Source organism: Pseudomonas sp. Ors-4-3C, assembly GCF_055755035.1.
The window spans coordinates 1209922-1227920 of record NZ_CM146900.1; the positions used below are offsets into that span (position 1 = coordinate 1209922).

The 17999-nt window shown below is 61.3% G+C and carries 13 protein-coding genes; 7 read left to right on the top strand and 6 right to left on the bottom strand.

Translation table 11 applies throughout. From position 1 onward, the window contains the following. Nucleotides 1-98 precede the first annotated feature (98 nt). Nucleotides 99-716, top strand: a complete 618-nt coding sequence (thrH, locus tag ACVHNU_RS05670; protein ID WP_262143125.1) for a bifunctional phosphoserine phosphatase/homoserine phosphotransferase ThrH — start codon at nucleotides 99-101, stop codon at nucleotides 714-716. 109 nt (nucleotides 717-825) lie between these two features. On the opposite strand, the gene pabB is transcribed toward thrH, so the two are convergent. The 4 genes from pabB to rloA all read right to left on the bottom strand — a co-directional run bounded on the left by pabB (nucleotide 826) and on the right by rloA (nucleotide 5492). Continuing rightward, a complete protein-coding gene (pabB, locus tag ACVHNU_RS05675) occupies nucleotides 826-2169 on the bottom strand; it encodes an aminodeoxychorismate synthase component I (RefSeq protein WP_473019180.1) in 1344 nt (447 codons plus the stop codon). Nucleotides 2170-2428: 259 nt separating this feature from the next. After that, complete coding sequence (locus ACVHNU_RS05680) at nucleotides 2429-3415, bottom strand: alpha-L-glutamate ligase-like protein (protein WP_003223264.1); 987 nt, start codon at nucleotides 3413-3415, stop codon at nucleotides 2429-2431. Next, on the bottom strand, nucleotides 3415-4950 hold the full coding sequence (gene rloB / locus ACVHNU_RS05685) for an osmotic stress tolerance membrane protein RloB (RefSeq protein WP_003223266.1): 1536 nt from the start codon (nucleotides 4948-4950) through the stop codon (nucleotides 3415-3417). Before rloB ends, ACVHNU_RS05680 begins: the two co-directional genes overlap by 1 nt. Before the next feature lie 5 nt (nucleotides 4951-4955). After that, entirely contained in the window at nucleotides 4956-5492 is a 537-nt protein-coding gene (rloA, locus tag ACVHNU_RS05690; RefSeq protein WP_473019181.1) for a retropepsin-like aspartic peptidase RloA, read from the bottom strand. 416 nt (nucleotides 5493-5908) lie between these two features. On the opposite strand from rloA, the gene ACVHNU_RS05695 reads away from it, so the two are divergent. The 6 genes from ACVHNU_RS05695 to prpD all read left to right on the top strand — a co-directional run bounded on the left by ACVHNU_RS05695 (nucleotide 5909) and on the right by prpD (nucleotide 14629). Then, complete coding sequence (locus ACVHNU_RS05695) at nucleotides 5909-6631, top strand: GntR family transcriptional regulator (RefSeq protein ID WP_174377155.1); 723 nt, start codon at nucleotides 5909-5911, stop codon at nucleotides 6629-6631. Continuing rightward, nucleotides 6628-7518, top strand: coding sequence for a methylisocitrate lyase (gene prpB / locus ACVHNU_RS05700; RefSeq protein WP_041067638.1), 891 nt, complete (start codon nucleotides 6628-6630; stop codon nucleotides 7516-7518). Before ACVHNU_RS05695 ends, prpB begins: the two co-directional genes overlap by 4 nt. A gap of 148 nt (nucleotides 7519-7666) precedes the next feature. After that, nucleotides 7667-8794: a bifunctional 2-methylcitrate synthase/citrate synthase gene (gene prpC, locus ACVHNU_RS05705; RefSeq protein WP_128615305.1), complete on the top strand. Its 1128-nt coding sequence runs from the start codon at nucleotides 7667-7669 to the stop codon at nucleotides 8792-8794. Between the two features lie 206 nt (nucleotides 8795-9000). Continuing rightward, nucleotides 9001-11595 (top strand): Fe/S-dependent 2-methylisocitrate dehydratase AcnD, encoded by a 2595-nt coding sequence (gene acnD / locus ACVHNU_RS05710; RefSeq protein ID WP_473019182.1) that lies wholly within the window; start codon nucleotides 9001-9003, stop codon nucleotides 11593-11595. Between the two features lie 53 nt (nucleotides 11596-11648). Further along, nucleotides 11649-12839, top strand: coding sequence for a 2-methylaconitate cis-trans isomerase PrpF (gene prpF, locus ACVHNU_RS05715; protein WP_473019183.1), 1191 nt, complete (start codon nucleotides 11649-11651; stop codon nucleotides 12837-12839). A gap of 305 nt (nucleotides 12840-13144) precedes the next feature. Then, on the top strand, nucleotides 13145-14629 hold the full coding sequence (gene prpD, locus ACVHNU_RS05720; protein ID WP_473019184.1) for a 2-methylcitrate dehydratase: 1485 nt from the start codon (nucleotides 13145-13147) through the stop codon (nucleotides 14627-14629). Between the two features lie 23 nt (nucleotides 14630-14652). On the opposite strand, the gene ACVHNU_RS05725 is transcribed toward prpD, so the two are convergent. Then, on the bottom strand, nucleotides 14653-15975 hold the full coding sequence (locus ACVHNU_RS05725) for an ABC transporter ATP-binding protein (RefSeq protein WP_103484626.1): 1323 nt from the start codon (nucleotides 15973-15975) through the stop codon (nucleotides 14653-14655). Between the two features lie 14 nt (nucleotides 15976-15989). After that, entirely contained in the window at nucleotides 15990-17735 is a 1746-nt protein-coding gene (locus ACVHNU_RS05730) for an ABC transporter permease (protein ID WP_201138288.1), read from the bottom strand. Between the last annotated feature and the right edge of the window lie 264 nt (nucleotides 17736-17999).

A 17999-nucleotide genomic window follows, 5' to 3' on the forward strand; every position in this document is an offset into this window, starting at 1 on the left:
GGCGGGGTAGAGTGTGCCTGCTGCGTTGCGTGGTCGCGGGGGAGTCGCTAGAGTTCGGGCTCGCTCGACTCAATAATCACTACAAACGGGAGTGTCTTGTGGAAATTGCTTGCCTGGATCTTGAAGGGGTACTGGTACCGGAAATCTGGATCGCCTTTGCCGAAAAAACCGGAATCGAATCCCTCAAGGCCACCACCCGGGACATTCCCGATTACGACGTGTTGATGAAGCAGCGTCTGCGCATCCTCGACGAGCATGGCCTGAAGCTCTCGGACATTCAGGAAGTGATCGCCACCCTCAAGCCGCTGGACGGCGCGGTGGAATTCGTTGACTGGCTGCGCGAGCGCTTCCAGGTGGTGATTCTCTCGGACACTTTCTACGAATTTTCCCAGCCGCTGATGCGTCAACTGGGCTTCCCGACCTTGCTTTGCCATCGCCTGATCACTGACGACAGCGGCCGGGTGACCAGCTATCAATTGCGTCAGAAAGATCCCAAGCGTCAGTCGGTGCTGGCGTTCAAGAGCCTGTATTACCGGGTGATTGCGGCGGGCGATTCGTATAACGACACGAGCATGCTGGGCGAGGCGGATGCGGGGATTCTGTTCCATGCGCCGGACAACGTGATTCGCGAGTTTCCGCAGTTTCCCGCCGTACACACCTTTACCGAGTTAAAGCAGGAGTTCCTCAAGGCCTCGAACCGGGATTTGAGTTTGTAATTACAACATTGTGGCGAGGGAGCTTGCTCCCGCTCGGCTGCGCAGCAGTCGTAAGATTTTGGGGAGCGCTTCGCACTCCAGCGGGAGCAAGCTCCCTCGCCACAAAAACTTATAGGTTTTGCAGGGTTTCGAGGAGGATTCTGACCTTGGTAATCGACTCCTGATACTCCGCCTGCCAGTCCGAATCGGCGACAATCCCGCCACCGCCCCAGCAGCACACCTGCCCATCCTTGACCAACAGACTGCGAATCGCGATGGAGCTGTCCATCTCGCCGCGTACGTCCAGATAAAGTAACGAACCGCAATACAACCCGCGCCGGGTCGGTTCCAGTTCATCGATGATCTGCATCGCGCGAATCTTCGGTGCGCCGGTGATCGAGCCACCGGGGAAGCTGCCAGCAATCAGGTCCAGTGCATCGCGATCCTCGGCCAGTTCACCGGTCACGCTGCTGACCAGGTGATGCACATTAGGATAGCTTTCCAGACTGAACAGCTCCGGCACCCGCACCGAGCCGATGCGACAAGTGCGGCCGAGGTCGTTGCGCAGCAGATCGACGATCATCAGGTTTTCCGCGCGATCCTTGGGGCTGGCCAGCAGTTCGGCGGCGTTGGCGGCGTCTTTGGCGGGCGTCAGGCCACGCGGGCGGGTGCCCTTGATCGGGCGGGTTTCCACTTGTCGTTGGCTGACTTTGACGAAACGCTCCGGCGACAAACTCAACACCGCGTCGCCGTCTGGCAGGCTCTGGAAGCCAGAAAACGGCGTCGGGCAGGCCTCGCGCAACGCGCAATAGGCCAGCCACGGGTCGCCCTGACACGGCGCACGGAAACGCTGGGCGAAGTTGACCTGATAGCAGTCGCCGGCCTGAATGTAGTGATGAATGCGTTCCAGCGCCTGGCGATAGTCATCGGCCGACAGGTCGGCGGTCATCGGCGTGTTCAGCTTGAACGGCGTCAGCGTCGCTGAGGTCCGTTGGCTGAACAGCGCGATCAGCCGTTGCCGTTCGCTGTCGGCCAGTGACGGGTGAAACACCAGTTGGCTGGTGGCGGTCTGGTGATCGCTGATCAGCGCCCAGTCGTACAGACCGAACCGCGCGTCGGGCAATTCTAGATCATCCCGAGCCTGGTTCGGCAGGTGTTCCAGATGCCGACCGAAGTCGTAGCTCAGATAGCCGATCAGGCCGCCGGCGAATGGCAGGTCATATTCGCCAGGCAGCTGCGCCTCGCCCAGACGGCTCAGATTATCCCGCAGGCGTTGCAGGAACAGGCTGCCGCTTTCGTCGGGCAACACCGCCAGTTGTTCCAGCGGCCAGGCGCTGAGCAGGTCATAACGGCCACGGTCGGCACTCGGCCGGCCGCTGTCGAGCAGCACGGCGCCGGGCGCATGGCGGATGGCCGCGAAGTAGTCGGCGGGGTTGGCGCGGTAGGGCAGCGGGTGTACGGAACAGGTCAACATGGGCGGGGCAGATCGGCCATCGAGGCGGGGTGGGGATTGTAGTCCTCTCGGCTGCCAGATCAAAATCAAAAGCTACCCCCTCGCCCCCTTTCCCCCTCTCCCCCAAGGGGGCGAGGGGGAAAGGGGGCGGATCTTCATGCTTTTCAAGTTCTGAGTTCGACTCGAACTTGCAGGTCGATGTACTTCGAGCATCCAACACGGTCAGTCCCCTCTCCCTCCGGGAGAGGGCTAGGGTGAGGGGCTCTTCAGCTTTTCAGCTTCAGCCCTCGACCGCCGGGATATGCCCAAACATCTCCTGGGTAAACGCCACTCGCTCTTCAACCGACTCGGTCACCCCTTGCGCCTTCAGCGCTTCCAGATGCGCCTCGACCGCGTGCGTACGCTGGGTCAGCCCGCAATCGTTGGCAATCTGGATATTCAGCCCTGGTCGCGCATTCAGCTCGAGAATCAGCGGGCCTTTTTCCTGGTCCAGGACCATGTCCACGCCGATGTAACCCAGCCCGCACAGCTCATAACAGCCGGCGGCGAGTTTCATGAAACCGTCCCAGTAGGGCAGTTGCACGCCGTCCACCGCGTTGGTGGTGTCGGGGTGTTTGTTGATGATGTTGTTCAGCCAGGTACCGCGCAGGGTCAGGCCGGTGGCCAGATCGACACCGACACCGATGGCGCCCTGGTGCAGGTTGGCCTTTCCGCCGGACTGACGGGTCGGCAGGCGCAGCATGGCCATCACCGGATAGCCCATCAGCACGATGATGCGGATGTCCGGCACGCCTTCGTAGCTGATGCTTTTGAAAATCTGGTCCGGGGTCACCCGGTATTCGATCAGCGCGCGGTCGCGGTGGCCGCCCAGCGAATACAGGCCGGTGAGGATGCTCGAGATGTGATGCTCGAGTTCTTCGTGGGCGAGGATCTTGCCCGAGACCGTGCGATAGCGGCCCTCGAAGCGGTCGGCGATGACGATGATGCCGTCACCGCCGGCGCCCTGGGCGGGCTTGATCACGAAGTCGTTGTGGCCGCCGATGATCGCGTCGAGCTTGTCGATTTCCTTTTCCGTGGAGATCACACCGTACAGCTCCGGCACGTGAATGCCGGCAGCGATGGCGCGCTCCTTGGTGATGATCTTGTCATCGACGATCGGGTACAGACTGCGCTTGTTGTACTTGAGCACGTAGTCGGCGTTACGCCGATTGATGCCCATGATGCCCCGCGCCTCCAGCGCCTTCCAGGTCTTCCAGAAACCGAACATCAGGCGTCAGCCTTCTTCAGGAAAGCCTTGAAACGCACCAGTTCGGTCAGGCGATAACCGCGATAGCGACCCATGGCCAGCATGAAACCCACCAGAATCAGCAGGATCGCCGGGAAGGTGAACACGAAGTACACCAGCTCCGGCACGGTCATGATCAGGTGCGCCAGCGAGGCGGCGAACAGGGTGCCAATCGCCACTTTCATGGCATGGCTGGCGCCGCGTTCTTCCCAGGTGATCGACAGGCGTTCGATGGTCATGGTCAGAATCACCATCGGGAACAACGCCACCGACAGACCGCGCTCCAGACCAAGCTTGTGGCTGAACAGGCTGATCGCTGCGATCAGCACCACGACAAAGGTCAGCACCACCGACAGACGCGGCAGCATTTGCAGCTTCAGGTGTTCCAGGTACGAACGTAATGACAGGCCCAGCGCGGTGATCACGGTAAACAGCAGGATGCCGAAGCCCAGCTGCGTTTCGCGGAAGGCCAGGGCGATCAGCACCGGGGTGAACGTGCCGAGGGTCTGCAGGCCGATCAGATTGCGCAGGATCAGGATCACCAGCACGCCGATCGGGATCATCACCATGATCATGAACGTCTGCTGGGTCTGCAGCGGCAGGCCATACAGCGAGTATTCGAGGAAGTTGGCGTCAGTGTTTTCGTCGGTCAGCTTGGCCAGACGAATCGCGTTCATCTCGCTGTTGTTCAGGCTGAAGGTCACGTTGGCTTTCTTCGCGCCCTCGATGGTGATCAGGTTTTCATCACCGGTCCACCACAGCAGGCGGTCGGTCGGCAGGCCTTGCTCGCCGGTTTCCGGGTTGAAGTACAGCCAGTCGTTGCCGTTGAAGCTGCGCAGCCACAGTTCCGGGGTTTGCGGTTGATCGGCGACGAGGCGGATGGTGTGGACTTTTTCCACCGGCACATGAGCGATGGACAGCAGCAGCTCGACGATTTTCGCTTTATGCGCGGTCGACGGGTCGCCGGCCAGCAGCAGTTTGACGTTGTCATCGTTGGCGTTGTTGACGCGTTTGATCGCTTCGCCGATGAAGGTTTCGACGTCGGCCGAGTGCTGGCGGATCGGTGCGAGCAAGGCTTCGGCGGCGATTTTTTCCGGGCCTTCGATAGCGATGCTGTCGCGGAAGGTCGGGCCTTTGATCTTGGATTTTTCTGCGGTGTAGCGTTTGGTCAGCACCAGACGGTAATAAAGGGTCTGGTTGCCCTTGGCCCGGCGCGCCGACCAGGTGACCTTGCGGTTGCCGTCAACGCGGTTCACGGCAACGCCGTAGTTATTGGAGATGAAGCTTTCGTTGAGGCTGACGTAATCGCGGCTCAGCGGTGGCACGAACATCTGCACCTTCACCGGGTCCTTGGTACTGGCGACGAACTCGACTTTGGCGTCGATATTCCACAGGTCGTCGGTGGCGTCTTCGGTCACCGGAATGCCGAGCACGAAAATCTGATAGGCCGTAACCGAAACGCCCAGGAGCACCAGAATGGTGATCAGGATTTTCAGGTGGAAGGTTAGAGAACGCATGGAAATTACTCGGCGGTATGAGCGGCGATGGTGCAGGCGGGTTTGCCGGCAGCGTATTTAAGACTGGGGTCGACCAGCGCATCGAAGCGTTTCAGCGCTTCGGAGCCGATCAAAAGCGGGTATTGGAACGCACTACGGTCGGTCAGGTTCACTTCGATGCTGCGCAGTGCCGTGCCCATGCAGATATCCAGTTCGATCACCGGGCGGGCCGTGTATTGCTTGCCTTCTTCCGGGTCGTAGTCGCCGGCGCGGCGCTTGATCTTGCTGACGCGGGCCAGCGGCCGCTCGATCGGGTGCGAATGCGCAGCGTCGATCGCCAGGTAGAAGCGCACCCAGGACTCGCCGTTACGTTTGAAGCGCTTGATGTCGCGGGCACTCAGCGAGGCGGTCTTGGCGCCGGTGTCGAGTTTGGCCGCGACTTCCAGATTGATGCCATCAAGCGCTGCATATTCGTTGAGGCCGTACACGGTTTTTTCCCCCGCCGTGGCGAGGCCGGGCAGGCAAAGCAGCGCAAAAAATGTGGGGAAGGGCTTGAGTCTCATAAATCCTGGTGCGCAGCGTTCCGTTTTCGGTTCAGGTTCCTGGCAAAACTGCGCAAGCTCCTTCGTGTGCCTATCAGCTTTTTATGACAAGCCGTACAAAAGGCCAGCAAATGCGGGCGGCATTCTAGCACGGTGGTTTTATGGCGCCAGCGCCCGCACCGGTCTATAACCCTTCGCAACTCCTGTGGGAGCGAGCTTGCTCGCGAAAGCGGTAGATCAGTCGACATTGATGTTGAATGTCAGTACGTCTTCGTCGGAACGCCGCCCGGAGCAAGCTCGCTCCCACAGGGTTAAGCACTAAGAAAGGGTCGCCTAGGGTTATTAGACGATTGTCGACAATGCGTATTTATCCTTTGACTGATGTGGGCGAATTGGCTAGTTTTTGCCGCATTGGATTTAAAGGTGTCGACAATATGCTGGATCAACTCGATCCCCCGGTCATCAGCGGCGACGATTCCGAGACGCTCTCGGAAAACGTCTTCCGGCGCATCCAGGCGGCCATCGTCAAAGGCGAGATCGCCCCGGGCAGCAAGATCTCCGAGCCCGAGTTGGCGCGCACCTACGGCATCAGTCGCGGACCGTTGCGCGAAGCCATCCACCGACTCGAAGGCCAGCGTCTGCTGGTGCGCGTACCGCATGTCGGCGCGCGGGTGGTGTCGCTCAGTCACGCCGAATTGCTCGAACTCTACGAAATCCGCGAATCCCTTGAAGGCATGGCCTGTCGGCTGGCGGCCGAGCGCATGAGCGTCGAAGACATCGACGAATTGCGCCGGGTTCTGGAAACCCACGAGCGCGACGCCGCGTTCCAGGCCGGTGTCGGCTACTACCAGCAGGAAGGCGATTTCGATTTTCACTACCGGATCATCCAGGGCAGCGGCAATCGCACGCTGACGCAAATGCTTTGCGGCGAGCTCTATCAACTGGTGCGCATGTACCGCATCCAGTTTTCCACCACGCCGAACCGGCCGCGTCAGGCCTTCGCCGAACACCACCGGATTCTCGATGCCATCGCCGACCGTGACGGCGAGCTCGCGGAATTGCTGATGCGCCGTCACATCGGCGCCTCGAAACGCAACATCGCCCGTCATTACCAGGACGGCGCCGACAATAAGACAGCCACTGAACGAGGTGAGTCATGAGTTCCAAGCAGAACACTCCAGGCCAGCGTTTCCGCGATGCGGTCGCCAGCGAGCATCCATTGCAGGTGGTCGGCGCGATCAACGCCAACCACGCGCTGCTGGCCAAGCGCGCCGGGTTCAAGGCGATCTACTTGTCCGGTGGCGGGGTGGCCGCAGGCTCGCTCGGCGTGCCGGACCTGGGCATCACCGGCCTGGATGACGTGCTGACCGACGTGCGGCGCATCACCGACGTCTGCGACCTGCCGCTGCTGGTGGACGTCGACACCGGTTTCGGCGCCTCGGCGTTCAACGTGGCGCGCACCGTGAAGTCGATGATCAAGTTCGGCGCCGCGGCGATTCACATCGAAGACCAGGTCGGCGCCAAGCGCTGCGGCCACCGTCCGAACAAGGAAATCGTTACCCAGCAGGAAATGGTCGACCGCATCAAGGCCGCGGTCGATGCCCGCACCGATGACAGCTTCGTGATCATGGCGCGGACTGACGCACTGGCGGTTGAAGGTCTGGAATCGGCACTGGATCGCGCCGCCGCGTGCATCGAGGCCGGCGCCGACATGATCTTCCCGGAAGCCATCACTGAACTTGAGATGTACAAGCTGTTCGCCAACCGGGTGAAGGCGCCGATCCTCGCCAACATCACCGAGTTCGGCTCGACGCCGCTGTACACCACCGAGCAACTGGCTGGCGCCGACGTGTCGCTGGTGCTGTACCCGCTGTCGGCGTTCCGCGCGATGAACAAGGCCGCGGAAAACGTCTACACCGCGATCCGTCGCGACGGCACCCAGCAGAATGTCATCGACACCATGCAGACGCGCATGGAGCTTTACGATCGCATCGACTATCACACCTTCGAGCAGAAGCTCGATGCGTTGTTTGCCGCTAAAAAATAAAGGCGAAGATCAAAAGATCGCAGCCTTCGGCAGCTCCTACATGAACCGCATTCCCCTGTAGGAGCTGTCGAGTGCAACGAGGCTGCGATCTTTTGCCAACAACACCGTAATTGCAGATTCCCTAACAAATTCAAGATTGGAGACAGCAATGGCCGAAGCAAAAGTACTCAGTGGCGCCGGGCTCCGGGGCCAGGTTGCCGGGCAAACCGCACTGTCCACCGTGGGCCAGGCCGGTGCCGGGCTGACCTATCGCGGCTACGACGTGCGTGAACTGGCAGCAGACGCACAATTTGAAGAAGTGGCATACCTGCTGCTGTACGGCGAGCTGCCGACCCAGGCACAACTTGACGCCTACCAGCAAAAGCTGAGCAAGCTGCGCGACCTGCCGCAAGCACTGAAGGAAGTGCTCGAACGCATCCCCGCCGACGCCCATCCGATGGACGTGATGCGCACCGGTTGCTCGTTCCTCGGCAACATCGAACCGGAGAAGGACTTCTCCGAACAGCGTGACAAGACCGACCGCCTGCTCGCCGCATTCCCGGCGATCATGTGCTACTGGTATCGCTTCAGCCACGACGGCAAGCGCATCAACTGCGTCAGCGACGAGCCAACCATCGGCGGCCACTTCCTGCACCTGCTGCACGACAAGAAGCCGAGCGAACTGCACGTCAAAGTGATGAACGTGTCGCTGATTCTTTACGCCGAACACGAGTTCAACGCCTCGACCTTCACCGCGCGGGTTTGTGCATCGACCCTGTCGGATCTGTATTCCTGCGTCACGGCGGCCATCGGCTCGCTGCGCGGCCCGCTGCATGGCGGCGCCAACGAAGCGGCGATGGAAATGATCGAGCGCTTCTCGTCGCCGGAAGAGGCGATCAAAGGCACCCTCGGCATGCTCGAGCGCAAGGACAAGATCATGGGCTTCGGCCACGCGATCTATAAGGACAGCGATCCGCGTAACGAGGTGATCAAGGGCTGGTCGAAAAAGCTCGCTGACGAAGTCGGTGACAAGGTGCTGTTTCCGGTTTCCGAAGCCATCGACAAGACCATGTGGGAGCAGAAAAAACTATTCCCGAATGCCGACTTCTACCATGCCTCGGCGTACCACTTCATGGGCATCCCGACCAAGCTGTTCACGCCGATCTTCGTCTGCTCGCGCCTGACCGGCTGGGCCGCGCACGTGTTCGAACAGCGCGCCAACAACCGCATCATCCGTCCAAGCGCCGAGTACATCGGCGTTGAGCAGCGCAAGTTCGTGCCAATCGAACGTCGCTGAATGGTGGACCTGCCACCCGGGTAACTGGATAAACCGGGAACCAATGTGGGAGCGGGCTTGCTCGCGAATGCGGTGTATCAGTCGACAAATCCGTTGAATGACACTCCGCCTTCGGGAGCAAGCCCCCTCCCACAGTTGACCGAGTCCACTTCAGTGCCGGTGCCGGCCCCACCCTTTGAAACTACCGTGACCCGAGTCCTGACCCGATGAACACAGAATTCCGCAAAAACCTGCCCGGCAGTTCCCTGGATTATTTCGACGTCCGTGCGGCGGTCGAGGCGATTCAGCCCGGCAGCTACGACACCCTGCCGTATACCTCCCGCGTGCTGGCGGAAAACCTTGTGCGTCGCTGCGACCCGGCCACGCTCACCGATTCGCTGAAACAGCTGATCGAGCGCAAGCGCGACCTCGACTTCCCGTGGTTCCCGGCGCGCGTGGTGTGCCACGACATTCTCGGCCAGACCGCACTGGTCGATCTCGCCGGCCTGCGCGATGCGATTGCCCTGCAGGGCGGTGACCCGGCGCAGGTCAACCCGGTGGTGCCGACGCAGCTGATCGTCGACCACTCGCTGGCGGTAGAAGCGGGCGGTTTCGACAAGCAGGCCTTTGAGAAGAACCGCGCCATCGAAGACCGCCGTAACGAAGACCGTTTCCACTTCATCAACTGGACTAAAAAAGCCTTCAAGAACGTCGACGTGATCCCGCCAGGCAACGGCATCATGCACCAGATCAACCTGGAGAAAATGTCTCCGGTGATCCAGGTGCGCGACGGCGTGGCATTCCCCGACACCTGCGTCGGCACCGACAGCCACACCCCGCACGTCGATGCGTTGGGCGTGATCGCCATCGGTGTTGGTGGCCTCGAAGCCGAGAGCGTGATGCTCGGCCGCGCCTCGTGGATGCGCCTGCCGGAAAGCGTCGGCGTCGAACTGACCGGCAAGCTGCAACCGGGCATCACCGCCACCGACATGGTACTGGCGCTGACCGAATATCTGCGCAAACAGAAAGTCGTCGGCGCCTGGCTGGAGTTCTTCGGCGAAGGCGCCTCGGCGCTAACCCTCGGTGACCGCGCGACCATCTCCAACATGGCCCCGGAATACGGTGCCACGGCCGCGATGTTCTACATCGATCAACAGACCATCGACTACCTGAAACTCACCGGTCGCGAAGACCAGCAAGTGCAGCTCGTCGAGCAGTACGCCAGGCTCAACGGCCTGTGGGCCGACAGCCTGAAAGGCGCGCAATACGAGCGTGGCCTGACTTTCGATCTGTCGTCGGTGGTGCGCAACATGGCTGGCCCGAGTAATCCGCACGCCCGTGTGGCGGTAGCGGATCTGGCGGCCAAAGGCATCTCCGGGCAGTGGGATGACGTGCCGGGGCAAATGCCCGACGGCGCGGTGATCATCGCTGCCATCACCAGCTGCACCAACACCAGCAATCCGCGCAACGTGATCGCCGCCGGTCTGCTGGCGCGCAACGCCAACAAGCTCGGCCTGACCCGCAAGCCGTGGGTCAAATCCTCGCTGGCACCGGGGTCGAAAACCGTGGCGCTGTACCTCGATGAAGCGGGGCTGACCACGGAGCTGGAGCAACTCGGTTTCGGCGTCGTCGCGTTTGCCTGCACCACTTGCAACGGCATGTCCGGCGCACTCGATCCGGTGATTCAACAAGAGATCATTGACCGCGATCTGTATGCGACGGCCGTGCTCTCCGGCAACCGCAACTTCGACGGCCGCATTCACCCGTACGCCAAGCAGGCGTTCCTCGCGTCGCCGCCACTGGTGGTCGCGTACGCCATCGCCGGGACCATCCGTTTCGACATCGAGAAAGATGTGCTGGGCGTGGTCGACGGCAAGGAAATCCGCCTGAAGGACATCTGGCCGAGCGATGAAGAAATCGACGCCGTGGTGAAGTCGTCGGTGAAGCCTGAGCAGTTCCGGCAGGTCTACATCCCGATGTTCGCCGTCCATGAAGACACTGGCCCGAAAGTCACGCCGCTGTACGACTGGCGCGAGATGAGTACCTACATCCGCCGTCCGCCGTATTGGGAAGGTGCGCTCGCCGGCGCGCGGCCGCTCCAGGGCATGCGCCCGCTGGCGGTGCTCCCGGACAACATCACCACCGATCACCTGTCGCCCTCGAACGCGATCATGCTCGACAGCGCCGCCGGCGAATACCTGGCGAAAATGGGCCTGCCGGAAGAGGACTTCAACTCGTATGCCACACACCGTGGCGACCACTTGACCGCGCAACGCGCCACCTTCGCCAACCCGAAACTGTTCAACGAAATGGTCCAGGAAAACGGCAAGGTCAAACAGGGTTCGCTGGCGCGGGTCGAGCCGGAAGGCCAGGTGATGCGCATGTGGGAAGCCATCGAAACCTACATGGAACGCAAGCAGCCGCTGATCATCATTGCCGGCGCCGATTACGGTCAGGGTTCGTCCCGCGACTGGGCGGCGAAGGGCGTGCGGCTGGCGGGCGTCGAAGCGATCGTCGCCGAAGGTTTCGAGCGCATCCACCGTACCAATCTGGTGGGCATGGGCGTGTTGCCGCTGGAGTTCAAACCGGGCACTGACCGGCACACGCTGGCCATCGACGGCAGCGAAACCTACGACGTGATCGGCGCCCGCACCCCGCGCGCCGACCTGACGCTGGTGATCCACTGCAAGAACGGCGAGCGCGTTGAAGTGCCGGTGACCTGCCGCCTGGATACCGCTGAAGAAGTGTCGATCTACGAGGCCGGCGGCGTGTTGCAGCGCTTCGCCCAGGACTTCCTCGAAGAGTCGGCGGTTGCCGTTTAAATCAACTGATGTAGGCATGGGGTTTCACGCCCATGCCTTCGGTAAGGAGCATCATGGCTCACGCACCACAAATCAAAATCCCCGCCACCTACATGCGCGGCGGCACCAGCAAAGGCGTGTTCTTCAGCCTCAAGGATCTGCCCGAAGCCGCGCAGATTCCCGGCCCGGCCCGCGACGCCTTGCTGCTGCGGGTGATCGGCAGCCCCGACCCCTACGACAAACAGATCGACGGCATGGGCGGTGCCACCTCGAGTACCAGCAAAACCGTGATCCTGTCGAAAAGCAGCAAGGCCGATCACGACGTCGATTACCTGTTCGGTCAGGTCTCCATCGACAAGCCGTTCGTGGACTGGAGCGGCAATTGCGGCAACCTCTCGGCGGCGGTCGGTTCGTTCGCCATCAGCAATGGTCTGGTGGATGCCAGCCGCATTCCGCACAACGGTGTGGCGGTGGTGCGCGTATGGCAGGCCAACATCGGCAAGACCATCATCGCCCACGTGCCGATCACTAACGGCGAAGTGCAGGAAACCGGTGATTTCGAACTCGACGGCGTGACCTTTCCGGCCGCCGAAGTGCAACTGGAGTTCATGGATCCGGCAGCGGAAGAAGAGGGCGGCGGCGGTTCGATGTTCCCCACCGGTAACCTGATCGACGAGCTGGAAGTGCCGGGTGTCGGCACGTTCCAGGCGACCATGATCAACGCCGGGATTCCGACGATTTTCGTCAACGCCGCAGACATCGGCTACACCGGCACCGAGCTTCAGAGCGCGATCAACAGCGATCCGAAAGCGCTGCAGATGTTCGAAACCATCCGCGCCTACGGTGCATTGCGCATGGGGCTGATTGCGAATCTGGACGAAGCGGCCAAGCGACAGCACACGCCGAAAGTCGCGTTCGTTGCCAGGCCTGCGGATTACATTGCATCCAGCGGCAAGGCGATTGCCGCCGGTGATGTGGATCTGCTGGTGCGCGCATTGTCGATGGGCAAATTGCACCACGCGATGATGGGAACGGCGGCGGTGGCAATCGGCACGGCGGCAGCGATCTCCGGGACTCTGGTGAATCTCGCGGCGGGCGGTGTCGAACGCAACGCGGTGCGCTTCGGCCATCCGTCCGGGACGCTGCGCGTAGGCGCCGAGGCCAGCCTGGAAAACGGTGAGTGGGTGGTGAAAAAAGCGATCATGAGCCGCAGTGCACGCGTACTCATGGAAGGTTTCGTCCGTATCCCTGGCGACTCTTTCTGATCCAGTATCGATGCCCTCACCCCAGCCCTCTCCCGGAGGGAGAGGGAGCAGACCGAGTTGTAATTGGATGTCCTGCGACTTGAAGCATCTTGGCGATTATGGATTCACGGAAGAGCTTTCAGGTCGACGTATGTGTTGAATATCACCCGGTCGGTTCCCTCTCCCTCCGGGAGAGGGCTAGGGTGAGGGAAACAATCCACTGACGAAACATCACAAAGCAGACACCACGATCTGCTCTAAACAAAAAACCAACCAGCCCCTGAGGAAGACCACCCCACTCATCATTCCCCACCAGGAGAACCGCAATGAGCGCCAACGTCGACCAGAACAACCGCCCCGACTACGACCGTGTCCTGCAGGACATCGCCGATTACGTCATCACCTTCAACATCGAATCTGCCGAAGCCCTCGACACTGCCCGCAACTGTCTGATGGACACTCTCGGTTGTGGCTTACTGGCGTTGCGTTTTCCCGAATGCACCAAACACCTTGGCCCTCTCGTCGAAGGCACCGTGGTGCCGTTCGGGGCGCGGGTGCCGGGCACTTGCTATCGCCTCGACCCGGTGAAAGCCGCGTGGGACATCGGCTGCATCGTGCGCTGGCTCGACTACAACGACACCTGGCTCGCCGCCGAGTGGGGGCATCCGTCGGACAACCTCGGCGGAATTCTCGCGGTGGCCGATCACCTGTCGCAAAAACGCGTTGCCAATGGTGAGAAGCCGCTGACGATTCGCGATGTACTTGAAGCGATGATCATGGCCCACGAAATTCAAGGCGTGATCGCGCTGGAAAATTCCTTCAATCGTGTCGGCCTCGACCACGTGCTGCTGGTGAAAGTCGCTTCGACCGCCGTCACCGCCAAACTGATGGGCGCCAATCGCGAGCAGCTGCTGTCGGCATTGTCCCATGCGTTTGCCGACGGTCAGGCGCTGCGCTCCTATCGCCATGCGCCGAACGCCGGGTCGCGCAAGTCATGGGCGGCGGGGGATGCGACCAGTCGCGGCGTGCGTCTGGCCGACATTGCCCTGCGTGGCGAGATGGGTATTCCCGGGGTGTTGACGGCCAGACAGTGGGGCTTCTACGACGTATCGTTCAGCCATACCAATAATGATCTGGCGCTCAAGCCCGAAGGCAAACGTGCCTTCAGTTTCTCGCGGCCCTACGGCAGTTACGTGATGGAAAACGTGCTGTTCAAGATCAGCTTCCCCGCCGAATTCCATGCGCAAACGGCCTGCGAAGCGGCGGTGACCTTGCATCCGTTGGTGCGCAACCGCTTGCACGAAATCGACCGCATCGTCATCACCACCCACGAGTCGGCGATTCGCATTATTTCCAAGGTCGGGCCGCTGGCCAACGCCGCCGACCGCGACCACTGCCTTCAGTACATGACCGCCGTGCCGCTGGCGTTCGGTAATCTGGTGGCCGAGCAATACGAGGACGATTTCCACGCCGCGCACCCGATCATCGATGTGTTGCGCGAGAAGATGGTCATCGTCGAAGACCCGCGTTTCACCCGCGAGTATCTGGAGGCCGACAAGCGCTCGATTGCCAACGCGGTGCAGGTGTTTTTCAAGGACGGATCGAGCACCGAGAACGTGGTGGTGGAATACCCGATCGGCCACCGTCGCCGCCGCGCCGATGGCATCCCGTTGCTGGAGGACAAGTTCAAGGCCAACCTGGCGACGCGTTTCACCGGCCAGCGCAGCAACGAGATCTTCACCCTGTGCAAGGATCAGCAAGCGCTCGAAGCCACGCCGGTCAATCGCTTTGTCGACCTGTTCGTGATCTAGGCCAACGCCAGAGGTGTCGCGGGCTACAGGCTGCCCTCGACATCCTCCAGGCTGAAGGTTTCGGTGTGGTCGTCGTAAGAGAAAATCTCCGCATAACGACCCCAGGCGATCACCACTTCCAGGGTTCTCTCGACGAACGCTTCGGTCAGCGAGTCCTGCAGTTCCTGCTCGAAACGCACCCGTGGCGCGCGGTGCCCATTGCGCTCCAGCAGCACCTGACGGATGCGCGCGGCCAGCGGTACGTGGCGAATCAGATGTTCGGCGAACAGGGTTTTGCGTTCCTGGGTGCCGTAGTCGGCGAACAGTTTGCCGGCGTCGGTCAGGGTGATGTCGGCGCCTTTGAGTTCAGCGAAACCGAGGTGCTCGATCATCTCGGCCACGGGGAACAGGTCATCGACTTCCAGCAGACGCCGTTCAGCCACGGTGGGCAGGCCGGCGTGGCCGTTGTAGGGTTCGGCGGCGATGGTTTCGATCAGACCGGCCATCAGGTTGGTCGAGACCTCAGGCAGCGGACTGCTCATTTTCAGCTCGGGCTTGCCGACGCTGGCATCGGCGCTGCGCCGGTCAGTCATCTGCGCGTAAATGTCGTCGACCATCTGCCGGAAAGCCGGATCCAGGCGGTTGCGTGGATGGGCGAACGGCACTTTGATTTCCGCCACCACCCGCCCCGGGTTGGACGACAACACCAGAATGCGGTCGCACATCAGCACGGCTTCTTCGATGTTGTGGGTGACGATCAGGATCGATTTGATCGGCAGTTGCTTGCCGCTCCACAGGTCCAGCAGATCCGTGCGCAGGGTTTCGGCGGTCAGTACGTCCAGTGCCGAAAAGGGTTCGTCCATCAGCAACAGGGTCGGGTTGACCACCAGCGCACGCGCGAAGCCCACGCGCTGACGCATGCCGCCGGACAACTCGCGCGGGTAGGCGTTTTCGAAACCGTCGAGGCCGATCAGGTCGATCGCCGCCAGCGCCCGTTTGCGCGCAGCCTTGCGTTCGACCTGCAAGGCTTGCAGGCCGGCCTCGACGTTTTCCAGCACCGTCAGCCACGGGAACAGGGCGAAGGTCTGGAACACCATCGCCACACCTTCGGCCGGGCCGTGTAGCGGCTGGCCGTTGTACAGGACATCGCCCGATGACGGTTCGATCAGGCCGGCAATGATCCGCAGCAAGGTGGATTTGCCGGAGCCGGAGCGGCCGAGCATGCCGACGATCTCGCCTTCGCGCAGGGTCAGATCGACCCCGCTGAGCACTTGCAGTTCTTCCTTGCCCTTGCCAAACACCCGGTTCACATCGCTGAGCGAGTAGATTTCGGGGCTGGCGGCGGTTTGTTCGGTATAGGTATTCATCGCAGCGAGTCCCATCAGTTCAGGCGCAGTTTGTTTTCGGCCACGGCGTACATCGGTCGCCAGACCAGACGATTGAAGGCCACGACAAAGATCGCCATGACCACCACGCCGAGGGTGATTTTCGGAAAGTCTCCGGCGGCGGTGGTCTGGGCGATATACGCCCCGAGACCGTGGGCAACGACTTTGTCCTGCCCCCAGGAGACGAATTCGGAGACGATGCTGGCGTTCCACGCACCGCCCGAGGCGGTAATGGCGCCGGTCACGTAGTAAGGAAAAATCCCCGGCAGCATGACCTTGCGCCACCACAACCAGCCGCGAATGCGGAAGTTGGCGGCGGCCTCCTTGTAGTCATTGGGGAAGGCGCTGGCTCCGGCGATCACGTTGAACAGGATGTACCACTGCGTGCCGAGCACGATCAGCGGGCTGAGCCAGATGTCCGGGTTCAACTGGTAGCGCAGGATCACGATGACGAATACCGGGAACAGCAGGTTCGCCGGAAACGCCGCGAGGAACTGCGCCAGCGGCTGGATCTTTTCCGCCAGCGCCGGACGCAGGCCGATCATCACTCCCAGCGGCACCCAGATCAGCGAAGCAATGAGAATCAGACCGGCCACTCGCAGCAAGGTAAAGAACCCCAGCAGCAATACATGGCCGACCTCGGCGAGCGTCACTTCTGTGCCGACATACAGGACGATGTGATAAAGCGCATAAGCCGTCAGCAGCGCGATCAATGTGCCCCATATCCAGTCGATCATTTTCGATCTGCTCGGGTTGTCCGCGCTGAGGGTGTGGCGCGCCGCACGCGGCAGGTTCAAGCGCATGTTGCCCAGCCGGCTGATGGCGCGGCTGAACGGGCGCAGCAGGCGCTGGATCAATCGGGTGCGCTGGATCAGGTTCAGTACCCAGGATTCGGGCGCGGCGGTCTGCGAGGCGGTGTTTTCCATGCGGAACTTGTCGGCCCAGGCCACCAGCGGGCGGAACAGGAACTGGTCGTAGATCAGGATCACCACGATCATCGTCAGAATCACGTAACCCACCGCGTGCAGGTCTTTCTGCGCGATGGCCATGGCCAGATACGAGCCGATACCCGGCAGGGTGATGGTCTGGTCCCCGACCGTGATTGCTTCCGACGCCACCACGAAGAACCAGCCGCCGGACATGCTCATCATCATGTTCCACACCAGCCCGGGCATGGCGAAAGGCACGTCGAGTTTCCAGAAACTCTGCCAGCCGGACAGTTGCAGGTTGGTCGACACCTCCACCAGATCCCGCGGCAGCATGCGCAGCGACTGGTAGAAGCTGAACGTCATGTTCCACGCCTGACTGGTGAAAATCGCAAAGATCGCGGCGAATTCCGCCCCGAGTACCCGGCCGGGAAACATCAGCAGAAAAAAGGTCACGGTGAACGAGATGTAGCCCAGCACCGGCACCGATTGCAGGATGTCCAGCACCGGCACCAGCAGTTTTTCGGCGCGCCGGCTTTTCGCGGCCAGGGTGCCGTAAAGAAGGGTGAACACCAGTGCCGCGACCATCGCCGCGAGCATGCGCAGGGTGGTGCGCATGGCGTATTCCGGCAGGTTGCTCGGGTCGAGAGAGATCACCTCGCTCTGCAAGGTGGCGATCGGTGCCCAGGTTTCCCGGGCGGTGATCGAGAAAAACAGCAAGAAGCCGATCACCAGCGGCATGGCGATCAGGTCCCAGCGATTGGGCAGCAAGCGCCGGGTCGTGGCCGGGATGTAGTGACGGAACACTTTCTTCATACGCAGTGATTCCAGCGGTGTCCAAAGGGGGCGCGGCAGTCTGAGCGTAGCTTCTGTCTGCACGACCCACCGAGAATGAGCGGATGCTCGTTCTTCAGGTTCAAGTGGGAGGTGAATGTTGCGGGCCCGCTGAATTCATCAGGCCAGGAGGGCTGGCGCATCCGGTTTGGGAACCGGATGCGCTGCTTGCGCGGATTGTATATTTCCAGATGTTACAAAGACGTAAAGACCGTGTCTGTTTTAAGTGAAGAAATTTTCATCCGG

Coding starts and splice junctions, on each gene's coding strand:
- pabB (WP_473019180.1), bottom strand. CDS start 2,169: ATGTTGACCTGTTCCGTACACCCGCTGCCCTACCGCGCCAACCCCGCC.
- ACVHNU_RS05680 (WP_003223264.1), bottom strand. CDS start 3,415: ATGTTCGGTTTCTGGAAGACCTGGAAGGCGCTGGAGGCGCGGGGCATC.
- rloB (WP_003223266.1), bottom strand. CDS start 4,950: ATGCGTTCTCTAACCTTCCACCTGAAAATCCTGATCACCATTCTGGTG.
- rloA (WP_473019181.1), bottom strand. CDS start 5,492: ATGAGACTCAAGCCCTTCCCCACATTTTTTGCGCTGCTTTGCCTGCCC.
- prpB (WP_041067638.1), top strand. CDS start 6,628: ATGAGTTCCAAGCAGAACACTCCAGGCCAGCGTTTCCGCGATGCGGTC.
- prpC (WP_128615305.1), top strand. CDS start 7,667: ATGGCCGAAGCAAAAGTACTCAGTGGCGCCGGGCTCCGGGGCCAGGTT.
- acnD (WP_473019182.1), top strand. CDS start 9,001: ATGAACACAGAATTCCGCAAAAACCTGCCCGGCAGTTCCCTGGATTAT.
- prpF (WP_473019183.1), top strand. CDS start 11,649: ATGGCTCACGCACCACAAATCAAAATCCCCGCCACCTACATGCGCGGC.
- prpD (WP_473019184.1), top strand. CDS start 13,145: ATGAGCGCCAACGTCGACCAGAACAACCGCCCCGACTACGACCGTGTC.
- ACVHNU_RS05725 (WP_103484626.1), bottom strand. CDS start 15,975: ATGAATACCTATACCGAACAAACCGCCGCCAGCCCCGAAATCTACTCG.
- ACVHNU_RS05730 (WP_201138288.1), bottom strand. CDS start 17,735: ATGAAGAAAGTGTTCCGTCACTACATCCCGGCCACGACCCGGCGCTTG.